The sequence below is a fragment of the Methylobacterium variabile genome (assembly GCF_001043975.1).
GTDB classification, from domain to species: domain Bacteria; phylum Pseudomonadota; class Alphaproteobacteria; order Rhizobiales; family Beijerinckiaceae; genus Methylobacterium; species Methylobacterium variabile.
On the sequence record NZ_LABY01000073.1, the window covers coordinates 45,205 to 55,174 of the forward strand.

General features: G+C 72.5%; 7 protein-coding genes. 1 reads left to right on the forward strand and 6 read right to left on the reverse strand.

Annotation, left to right across the window (positions count from 1 at the left end; genetic code table 11):
* Nucleotides 1–208: 208 nt before the first annotated feature.
* From VQ02_RS11895 to VQ02_RS11905, 3 genes are read right to left on the reverse strand one after another with little or no spacing between them, the layout of a single operon-like run.
* Nucleotides 209–3,061: an NHLP bacteriocin export ABC transporter permease/ATPase subunit gene (locus VQ02_RS11895; protein ID WP_048444404.1), complete on the reverse strand. Its 2,853-nt coding sequence runs from the start codon at nucleotides 3,059–3,061 to the stop codon at nucleotides 209–211.
* A complete protein-coding gene (locus tag VQ02_RS11900) occupies nucleotides 3,058–5,265 on the reverse strand; it encodes an NHLP family bacteriocin export ABC transporter peptidase/permease/ATPase subunit (RefSeq protein ID WP_342447818.1) in 2,208 nt (735 codons plus the stop codon). Before VQ02_RS11900 ends, VQ02_RS11895 begins: the two co-directional genes overlap by 4 nt.
* Nucleotides 5,262–6,530, reverse strand: a complete 1,269-nt coding sequence (locus VQ02_RS11905) for an NHLP bacteriocin system secretion protein (protein ID WP_048444405.1) — start codon at nucleotides 6,528–6,530, stop codon at nucleotides 5,262–5,264. The genes VQ02_RS11900 and VQ02_RS11905 overlap by 4 nt, the downstream gene beginning before the upstream one ends.
* Before the next feature lie 329 nt (nucleotides 6,531–6,859).
* On the opposite strand from VQ02_RS11905, the gene VQ02_RS11910 reads away from it, so the two are divergent.
* On the forward strand, nucleotides 6,860–7,237 hold the full coding sequence (locus VQ02_RS11910; RefSeq protein ID WP_053080344.1) for a hypothetical protein: 378 nt from the start codon (nucleotides 6,860–6,862) through the stop codon (nucleotides 7,235–7,237).
* A gap of 152 nt (nucleotides 7,238–7,389) precedes the next feature.
* On the opposite strand, the gene VQ02_RS11915 is transcribed toward VQ02_RS11910, so the two are convergent.
* The 3 genes from VQ02_RS11915 to VQ02_RS11925 all read right to left on the reverse strand — a co-directional run.
* A complete protein-coding gene (locus tag VQ02_RS11915) occupies nucleotides 7,390–8,328 on the reverse strand; it encodes a polysaccharide deacetylase family protein (RefSeq protein WP_048444406.1) in 939 nt (312 codons plus the stop codon).
* A gap of 4 nt (nucleotides 8,329–8,332) precedes the next feature.
* A complete protein-coding gene (locus VQ02_RS11920; protein WP_048444407.1) occupies nucleotides 8,333–9,133 on the reverse strand; it encodes an ABC transporter permease in 801 nt (266 codons plus the stop codon).
* A partial coding sequence (locus VQ02_RS11925) for an ABC transporter permease (RefSeq protein WP_048444415.1) occupies nucleotides 9,130–9,970 on the reverse strand: 841 nt, incomplete at its 5' end. The genes VQ02_RS11920 and VQ02_RS11925, both read right to left, overlap by 4 nt.

Sequence of the window (9,970 nt, forward strand, 5' to 3'; positions counted from 1 at the left end):
TCGACTGGCGCGACCAACTCAACGGCCCTGTAAGGGTTACGTCAGAGCAGAACACGGGATCGGGCAGCGCAGTCTCCGGCAGTGACGGCCCCTGCGCGCCGCTCCCTCCAAGCAACGAAGCGGTCCTCGAAGCTTGCAAATATTTCATTGCCCAGTCATGGCGCAGCAGGTCATGCGGCATATCAGGCCCATCGCAAAGTCGTCAATTTTACAGAAGCTGCCGCTCGGCGAATTGCGCGAAGACTCCGGGCACGGCACTCAATTCCGCGAAGCTGCCGGACTGGATGATGCGCCCGTCCACCAGCACCACGATCCGGTCCGCCTCGCGCACCGTGCTGAGCCGGTGCGCGATGACGATGCGCGTGACGTTGAGCGCTCCGAGGGACGCGCTCACCACGGCCTGCGACGCGTTGTCGAGCGCGCTCGTGGCTTCGTCGAGCAGCAGGATTCTCGGACGCCGCGCGATGGCGCGGGCGATGAGGAGGCGCTGGCGCTGTCCGCCCGAGAGGGTGTTCACGCCCTCGGCGACCATCGTGTGCAGGCCCATCGGCATGGCCTGGATGTCGGCCTCGAGCCCGGCGAGGCGGGCGGCTTCCAGGGCCTGGTCCATGGGGAGCGGCACGCCGCCGCAGATGTTCTCGTAGAGGCTGCCGGTCGTGAGCCGTCCGTTCTGAAGCACCACGCCGAGCTGCCGGCGCACCGTGCTGATGTCCAGCGTGTCGAGGGCCTTGCCGTCGTAGAAGACGGCGCCCGCCTCGGGATGCTCGAAGCCGAGGAGCAGGCGGAACAGCGACGATTTCCCGCCGCCCGACGGGCCGACGATCGCCACGTACTCGCCCGGCGCGACGCGCAGCGACAGGTCGTCGAGGACGGGAGGGCCGGAGGCGCCGTACCGGAACGTCACGCGCGACAGTTCGATCGCACCGGCGAGATCCCCGGCCGGCTTGCGGTCGTCGGAGCTCTCCGGCTCGGCCGTGAGCAGCGGACGCATGCGCCTGACGTGCGGGATCGCCACGAGAGCCTCCCCCACGCCCGTCGCCCAGGCGCCGATCTTCGCCATGGTCTGGCCGAAGGCCGCGAAGAAGGCCAGGAACGCGCCGAGGTTGCTCGTCAGGGTGCTGCCGAAGCCGATCGCGGCCGCGAAGATCGCGATCGTGGCCAAGGTCGGGAAGACGGCCTCGACGACGGCGAGGCGGTTGGCGACGCGTTGCGCGGCGACGTGATGGGCCTTCTGGGCGGTGAACAGGCCCGACCAGACCGACAGCGCGCGCACCGTCGCGTTGGCCACCCGCAACTTGGGTATTCCTGAGAAGAGCTGCAGGATGAAGCCCGATTCTCGCCCCTGCATCTCGAAGTGACGCCCCTCGTGGCGCAGCCTGATCGCGGCGGCGAGCGTAATGAGGAGGCTCCGGACCAGCGAGAGGGCCACCGCCACCAGGGCGAGCCGCACGTCGTAGTACAGCATCAGGCCGATGCTGATCGCGCAGGCGATGCCGGCGAACAGGTTGCGCAGGCTCTGGCCGGTCAGGACGCGCCGGACCGCGTCCACGCCCATCACCCGGCCGACGAGGTCGCCGGCCGTGTAGTCGCGGAACAGCTCGGCGCGCAGCCGCAGCATCCGGTCGATCATCGCGGCCTGGAGCGTCCAGTCGATCAGGCCCTCGAGCCGGAGGATCGCCAGGTTCTCCGAGACCTGGATCGCCGCGCTCGCGATCGCGGCGACGGCGAGCGCGGCCGCGCAGACCGCGACCTGGTCGAGCTGGCTGCGCGGCACCGCCGAGTTGACGAGCGCCTCGGTGATCAGGGGGATCACCAGCGACAGAGCGGCCATCATCAGCGCGGCCACGGCGATGCGGGCGAGGTTGCTGCGGGCCGGGGCGGCCACGAAGGCGAGGAGATCGCGCCGGTGCAGCACCCGGGCCGGCAGCGTCGCGTAGAACGTCACGGCCTCGGGCATGAGCCCGGCCGCGAGGGCCCGGTCGACCCGGCGCCGCTGACCGCCGGACGGATCGACCATCACGTAGCCCCGCCGGTCCGGCAGCAGCGCGACCGGATCGGCCGCCGCCCCGTGCCACGCGAGCAGCGCGCCCAGATCGCTCCGCCACCACGCGTCCCGCAGCAGCGTCCGGCGCACGCGCAGGCGCGAAGCCCGGGCCACATCGAGGACCTCCGCGAAGACATCCTCCGATCCCTCCGGGCGCCGCGCGCGAGCGGCCGGTCGCGTGAGCTCGGCGGGAAGCGTCGCGGCGACGAGCGCGCAGGCGGCGAGAAGGGCGTCGCCCCCGTCCAGGGGCGGTCCGCCGGCCGTCGGCCGGCGCACGACCAGCCCGGCGAGCCGCTCGAACAGGTCGGACGCGCGTGCCGCGTCGATCCGCGACCGGCGCGCGAGACGGCCCCGCTCCCCCGCCAGCCGCGTCGCCTCCGCCTGCGCGAGTCCGGCGAAGGCGCAGGCGTGGAAGCGGTCGAGGGCCTGCCGCAACGCGCCACCGGCCGGCGGCTCGGCCGGCGCGATCGTGCAGCCCTGCGGACCGGCCTCCAGCCAGGATCCCGACGCGAGCGGGAGGCACGGGCCACCGGTCGCCTCGCCGGGCTCGCCCCCCATGAGGCGTGCCGTGCCCGCGGTGACCGCGACCCAGCGCACCGATCGGGCAGGGCCGCGGCGGCGCTCGCCAGGCTCCAGGCTCTGCGGCGCTCCCTGGATCTCGCGCATCTCCCACGAGGGATGCGCGCCCACGATCAGGGTGGACAGGCGCAGGATCCAGGCCTCGAGGGATCCCGCCGCGAGCGCGTCCGCGAGGGCGGGCTGCTCCGCCTCGGTGCCGGGCACGCCGACCGCGACGATCCGGCTCGCACCGTCGGGCCAGGCCGGCAGCGGCGGGAGGAGATCCCCGGCCTCGGCGCGCAGCAGGTGCCGGCGCGCCTCGCCCGATGCCGAGATCAGGAAGACGTCGGCATGCCCGCGGGCGATCAGCAGCGACTGCGCCCGCCCGTCGAGCCGCTCCGGATGGCGTCCGTCGAGCGCGATCCGCGATGCCGGCGCGGCGGGCGCCACCGCCGTCATCGCTGCGCCACCAGATGGGCATAGAGGCCCGCCCGCGCGATCAGGTCCTCGTGGCGGCCACGCTCGGCGATCCGACCCCGATCGAGGACGATGATCTCGTCGCAATCCCGGATCGTGCTGAGGCGGTGGGCGATGATGATGCAGGTGCAGCCGCGCCGGCGCAGGTTGTCGTCGATCACCCGCTCGGTCACGGGGTCGAGGGCGGCCGTCGCCTCGTCGAGCACGAGCACGGCCGGATTGCCGACGAGGGCGCGGGCGATCTCCAGCCGCTGGCGCTGGCCTCCGCTGAAGTTCGCGCCGCCCTCGATCACGGCGCAGTCGTAGTTTCCCGGCCGGGTCACGATCTCGGCGTGGATCGCCGCATCCTTCAGCGCCTCGGACAGGTCGGCCTCGGAGATCGTCGGATCCCACAGCGTCAGGTTGTCCCGGACCGTGCCCTCGAACAGGACGATGTCCTGGTCGACGTAGGCCACCGAATTCGCGAAGACGTCGGGCGGGATCTCGCCGAGCGGCTTGCCGTCGAGGAGCACCTGCCCCGACCAGGGCCGGTTGAGGCCGCAGATCAGCCGCCCGAGGGTCGACTTGCCGCTGCCCGAGAGGCCGACGAGCGCCACGCGGGTGCCGGGCTCGACCGACAGCGACAGCTCCGTCAGGAGCGGCGGCTTGAGCGGCGCATAGCCGAACGAGACGCCGGCCAGTTCCACGCGCCCGGCGAGCCTCGGCGGGTCGGACGGCTCCGCGGGCGCCCTCGGCAGGACATCGGCCGGGTAGTTGTAGACGTCCTCCAGCCGGTCGAGGCCGCCCCGCACGACCTGGATGGTCCCTGCCTGTCCGACGAGGGCGCCGATCGGCTCGGAGAAGCTCGCCGTCAGGGACTGGAACGCGACGAGGCCGCCCAGCGTCAGGGCGCCCTCGATCACGCGGACGCTGCCGACGCTGAGGATCGCCGCCGTGGTCAGGCCGGCGAGGAGCGCGGGCGCGACGTCGAGGAGCGTGGACGACGGGCCGAGCGCCTGCTCGGCGTTGAGGGCTCTGGCCTGGATCCCGGTCCACTGGGCGAAAGCCTCGTCCTCGAGGCCGCTGGCCTTGAGGGTCTCGATGCCGCGCACGGCCGCGACGGTGACCGCGACGAGCTTGCCGCGCTCGACCGCGAGGCGCCGGCTCAGATCCTCGCGCCGCCGTGCGATCAGGCGCAGCACCAGCAGGTTGAGGAGGGAGAGGCCGACCGCGATGCCGGTGAGCGGCAGGTCGTAGGCCGCCATCGCGGCGGCGAAGAAGGCGAGCGAGACCAGGCCCAGCACCTGGCTGGCGAGCCCGCCCGAGAGCAGGCGGGCGATGTCCTCGTTGACGCCGTTGCGGCTCGCGATGTCGCCGGCGTGGCGCTGGGCGAAGAACGCCATCGGCAGCCGGGTCACGTGCCACAGGAACCGGCTGGTCATCACGACCGCGAGCTTCGTCTGCAACCGCAGCGTCAGCGAGAGCTGCAGGGCCGTCACCACGGCGCGGAGCAGCGCCGTCAGGCCCATGCCGATCAGGAGGGGCACGAGCCAGCCCGTCGCGCCCTGGATCAGCACCTCGTCGACGAAGACCTTCGTGAGGCCCGGGATGACGATGCCGGGGACCACCAGGGCCAGGCTCACGGCGGCGACGAGGCCGAGCGCCGCGCGCGAGCCGCGCAGCTCCCGGAGCAGGAGGCGCCAGCCCTGCGGCCGGCGCCCGACCCGGCGGAAGGCCGGTGTCGGCTCCATCGTGAGAACGACGCCGGTGAAGGCGAGGTCGAGTTCCTCGGCGGTGACCCGGCGGCGCCCCTCGGCCGGATCGTTGATGAAGGCGTGGGTGCCGCGCACGCCTTCGAGCACGACGAAGTGGTTGAAGTTCCAGTGCAGGATGCAGGGCATCGGCAGGTCCTGCAGGGTCGCGGGCTCGCGACGGTAGCCCTTGGCCGCGAGCCCGTAGCCGCGCGCGGCCATGACGATGTTGCTCGCCGTGCTGCCGTCGCGCGAGATGCCGCAGGCGACGCGCAGCTCCTCGAGGGGGAACCCAGGCGCCGTGGAAGGCGAGCACGATGGCGAGGGCGGCCGCGCCGCACTCGACCGCCTCCATCTGCAGCACGCTCGGCGTCGCGCGCACCGGGGTCCGGCCGAGGGAGATCGGCGCGCGCCCGCCCGCCGGGTGGTCGTCCATGGCGCTCCGCATGACGTCAGCCGGCGATCCCGGTGAGGCGCTTGAGCGTGGGCAGCGCGAGGTCGAGCGGCCGCTGCTCGCGCGTCGTGATCTCGGCCCGGGTCAGGGTACCGCTGCTCAGGCGCTGGTCGGGGCCGCGGCCGACTGCCCACCGGTAGCCGCTCGCGGTCGCCGGATCCGGCTGCAGGCGGATCAGGGCGGCGTACGGTGCGCCCTCGCGCGAGAAGCGCGAGACGAGCGTGTCGTTGTGCAGCACCGCCAGCATGCCCTGGGGGGTGAGGGGGAAGTCCGAGATCGACATCACCGTCCCGACGAGCGTGCCGTACTCCTCGCGCTTGACGGTGCTCGGCTCGAGCCTCGCCTCCATGCCGGGCCGGATCTGCTTGCCCTTGTCCGCCGGGATGTAGACGATCGCTTCCAGCGACTGCCCCTCCGTCTCCACGGCGACGACCGGAGTGCCGACGCCCAGCACGGAGCCGGGCGAGACCTTGATCTCGAGGACGCGGCCGGCGATCGGGCTCACCACGCGGGTGTTGCGGCCGAGCTCGCCGCCGATCTGCTCCATCTGCCGGCGCGCGTCGTTGATGCGGAACTGCGATTCCTGGATCTCGCGGTCGCGCTGCACCTCGAGGTCGGTCTTCTGGACCTTGAGCTTCAGCAGCTCGTTCTGGGCATCCTCGCGGCGCTGGCGCGCATCGATGAGCTCGCGGCGGCGATCCTCGACGGTGCGGCGCGTCGTGATGCCCTTGGCGAGCAGGGTCTCGAGGTTGCGCACCTCGGTGGCGAGGTAGTCGATCCGCTGATCGGTCGCCTGCACGATCTGGTCGAAGGCGCGTTCGACCTTGACGAAGTTGGCGGCCTTCGTCTGCAGTTCGCTCGCGATCTTGCTCCTGAGGTCGGCATGGTCGCGCTCGCGTTCGCGGTACACCTCCGTGGCACTGCGGTAGCGCTGCTCGATCTCGTTCTGGATGATCTCGGCGATCGGCTGGCCCAGCGCCACGCGGTCGCCGACCGCGACCGCGATCGCACCGAGGCGGCCGCCGGCCCCCGAGACGGCGTCGACCACCTGGCCGCCGACGCCGACGAGGATGCCCTCACCGGCGGCGCGGGTCGGGATCCGGCCGACCAGGCTCCACGTCACGGCCGTCGCGAGCACGAGGGCGATGACGGCGGCCAGCACCCAGTCGGCCGGCCTGGTCACGCGGACGAGATGGTCGAGCTGCTCGGGCGAGGCCATGCGCTCGAGGGCGCGGGCCCGAAAGATCTGCTGAGATGACGAACTCATGGGATCCCCACCCGAGCGCACGGCTCGCACGATCTCACGGAGGCGACGACCGACTGGCGGGCGACACGGCGAGTGTATTAGAGACAATTCCAAAGGCCAGCGCTAGGCTGGGCCGCCGGATCCAGTCCGGGCCCGGTCGTGGACAAGTACCGCCGATGCAGATCACACGCCGGGCCTCCTCGATCGCCGCTCGCATCGAACGGCCGCGTCCGTCGTTGCAGCGGGCATTCCACCTGCACGCGGTCGCAGTGGCAGCGTTGATTGTCTTTTCCGCACAGTCGGTCCCGGCCCGCATCCTGAGCAATGGCGATCGGGCCAGCATTGCCCAGATGAAGCCCCGCTACGCGGAGGTGCTGAGCGAGGTCGCGCGGACGGCTGAGCGCTCCGATCTCCCGGCCGCCGACGGCGAGTGCGTCCGCGAGACCCTGCGCGCGCTCACGCAGATCTCGGATGAGCTGCGCGGCTACGAGTCGCTCATCACCATCGAGGGGCAGCTCGTCGAGGCGGGCGATGACGACGCGGTGAAGGACGTGATCCGCTTCGCGGTCGTGAACGCGCTCAAGATCCTCGACATCGAGCAGCGCCGGCTGGACGACCTCTCGACCCGCTGCGCCCGCCTGCCGCTGGCGGCCGAGAAGGTCCGCGTCGCACTCCGGTTCATCGAGGGCACCGCCGCGACCCTGCGGGCCATCCAGCCGCAGCTGTGAGGCTGCGGCCAGCGCTCGCCGACCTGGGGCTCACGCAGCGGAGATGGCCGAGCGTGTTCGATCGGTGGCGCCGGCGAGCCCCGCCGTCCGCCGTCCGCCGCGGCGCGACACGTCCAGGACCCGAGGATGCGCGGCCCAGGTCCTCCGGTCGATCAGGCGGCGTCCGACGGCGCGAGACCGGCGGCCTCCCGCAGCCAATGCGTCGCGATGGCGTCGCGGCGGGCGAACCAGGTGCCCTCCCGCGCGGCCGCGTGGGCGAGGAAGCGCTCGAGCCCGCCGATGCGGCCGGGCCGGCCGATGATGCGCAGGTGCAAGCCCACCGACAGCATCCGCGGCGCGACCGCCCCCTCCTCGTAGAGCCGGTCGAAGGCGTCGATGCAGTAGCGGGCGAAATCGTCGCCGAACACGAAGCCGCTGCCGCGCTGGAAGCGCATGTCGTTGGTGTCGAAGGCGTAGGGCAGAACGACGTGGGGGCGCCCATGGGGCGACCCCTGCCGCCCCGGGACGAGGTAGGGCAGGTCGTCGTTGTAGGCGTTCGAGTCGTACAGGAAGCCGCCATGCTCCAGCAGCAGCCGGCGGGTGTTGACCGAGGTGGCCGAGCGGGTGTGCCAGCCGACCGGTGCGCGCCCGGTCGCGCCGCGGATCGCCGCCACGGCCCGGGCGATCGCCGCCCGCTCCTCGGCCTCGCCCATGCCGGCGTGGCGCTCCCAGCGCCAGCCATGGGCCGCGACCTCGTGCCCGTCGGCGACCGCCTCCCGCGCCAGCCACGGCGAGAGCGCGACGGCGCGCCCGTTGGCGTTGAGGGTCGCGGACACACCGTAGGCCGCGAGCAGCGCCCGGATGCGCGGCCAGCCGGCCCTCGTGCCGTACTCGAAATGCGATTCCATGCAGAGGTCGCGGGATCCGACGACCTCCTCCACCACCTCGTAAACGGCTTCGTTGCGCTCGTCGCCCATCCCGAGGGAGAGTTCCGCCCCCTCCTCGACGTTGACGACGACCGAGACGGCGAGGCGAGCGCCGCCCGGCCAGGCGACCGCCGGCGGGTGCCCGCCGTAGCCGCGGAAGTCGCGATCGTGAGCCGGATCCGCCATCGGGTCAGACCTCGGCCAGGCGGCGCAGGCCGACGAGGCGGTCGCCGAGGATCAGCACCGCGACGGCGAGCAGGATCAGCAGGGTCGAGATCGCCGCGACGGTGGGGTCGGGCCGCTCCTCGACATATTGCAGCATCTGGATCGGCAAGGTCTTGGTCCAGGCGTCGGTGAAGAAGATCGAGATCGGGTAGTTGTCCATCGAGGCGAGGAACGCGAACAGGCCGGAGGTGAGGAAGGCCGGCGCCAGGTTCGGCACCAGCACGCGCAGGACGGCCGCCGGGTAGGACAGGCCCAGGGTGCGGGCCGCGTCGATCAGCGTGAAGTCGAACAGCGAGAGCGCCGCCACCACGGTGCGCACGACGTAGGGCAGCGTGATCACCCCGTGGGCGATCAGCAGGCTCAGACCCACGTCGCGCAGGCCCGCCGCGCGAAAACCCTGGAGCATCGCGATGCGGACGACGAGGCCGGGGAGCATCAGGGGCGAGATCAGGAAGGTGACGAGGGCCTCGCGCCCGGGAAAGCGCCCGCGTACCACCGCGATGGCGCAGAGCGTGCCGAGGACCAGCGCCAGGGCGGTGGCGAGGCACGCGATCCGCAGCGAGGTCCAGACCGCGGGCCAGAGGTCGCGCGAGGCCCAGAGCCGCTCGTACCAGCGCGTCGACCAGGACGGCGGCGGCAGGGTGAAGACCGCGCTCGACCCGAACGAGACCGCCACCGTCACCACCAGCGGCGCCATCAGGAAGACGGCGGAGGCGGCAGCGAGCATCCAGACCACGGCGAGGGCCGTGCGCTCGATCGCGGTCATGCGTGCCCTCCGCCGCCGAGGCGCCGGGCGAGCGCCGTCGAGCCCACCACGACGGCGACCGCGACGGCCAGCAGGATCACCGCGGTGGTCGAGCCGAGCTGCTCGTCGCGCATGAACAGGAAGGCGCGGCCGGTGAGCGTCGCCAGGGTCTGGAAGCGGTCGCCGATGACGAGGCTCGGCACGACGTACATCGACACCGCGAGGGAGAACACGAAGGCGACGCCGGAGACGATGCCCGGCAGGGTCAGGGGCAGGGTCACGGTGAGCAAGCGGCGCAGGGGGCTCGCCCCCAGGGTCGCGGCGGCCTCGGGCAGGCGCGGGTCGATCAGGCGGATCACCGCGTAGATCGGCAGGATCATGAACGGCAGGAAGACGTTGGCGGCGCCGATGACGAGCCCGGCCTCGGTGAACAGCAGGCGCTGCGGCGCGTCCCAGATCCCGAGGCCGACGAGGGCTTGCGACATCACCCCGTCGCGGCGCAGCACGATCTGCCACGCATAGGCCTTAACCACGACCCCGACCGAGAGCGGCAGGATGACGGACAGGAGCAGGAGCCCCTGCACCGCGCCGCGGGCCCGCGCCAGGGCGAGAGCCGCCGGATAGCCGGCGAGGAGGCAGACGAGGGTGACGAGGAGCGCGGTCCGCACCGTGTTGCCGATCACCCGCCAGCTGAACGGATCGGACAGGAACTGGCCGAGCGGCGCGAGGCTGATCCCCTGCGGGCCCGAGAGGCTGCGCCCGAGCAGGACGAGGAGCGGCCAGCCATAGGCCGCCGCGAGGTAGGCGAAGGCCGGGAGCGCCAGCAGCGCCACCGGATCGGCCCGGACGGGGAGCGGC

What these genes read in the sequence shown, in the direction of transcription:
- VQ02_RS11895 (WP_048444404.1), bottom strand. Translation starts at nt 3,061, where the DNA reads ATGACGGCGGTGGCGCCCGCCGCGCCGGCATCGCGGATCGCGCTCGAC.
- VQ02_RS11905 (WP_048444405.1), bottom strand. Translation starts at nt 6,530, where the DNA reads ATGAGTTCGTCATCTCAGCAGATCTTTCGGGCCCGCGCCCTCGAGCGC.
- VQ02_RS11910 (WP_053080344.1), top strand. Translation starts at nt 6,860, where the DNA reads ATGAAGCCCCGCTACGCGGAGGTGCTGAGCGAGGTCGCGCGGACGGCT.
- VQ02_RS11915 (WP_048444406.1), bottom strand. Translation starts at nt 8,328, where the DNA reads ATGGCGGATCCGGCTCACGATCGCGACTTCCGCGGCTACGGCGGGCAC.
- VQ02_RS11920 (WP_048444407.1), bottom strand. Translation starts at nt 9,133, where the DNA reads ATGACCGCGATCGAGCGCACGGCCCTCGCCGTGGTCTGGATGCTCGCT.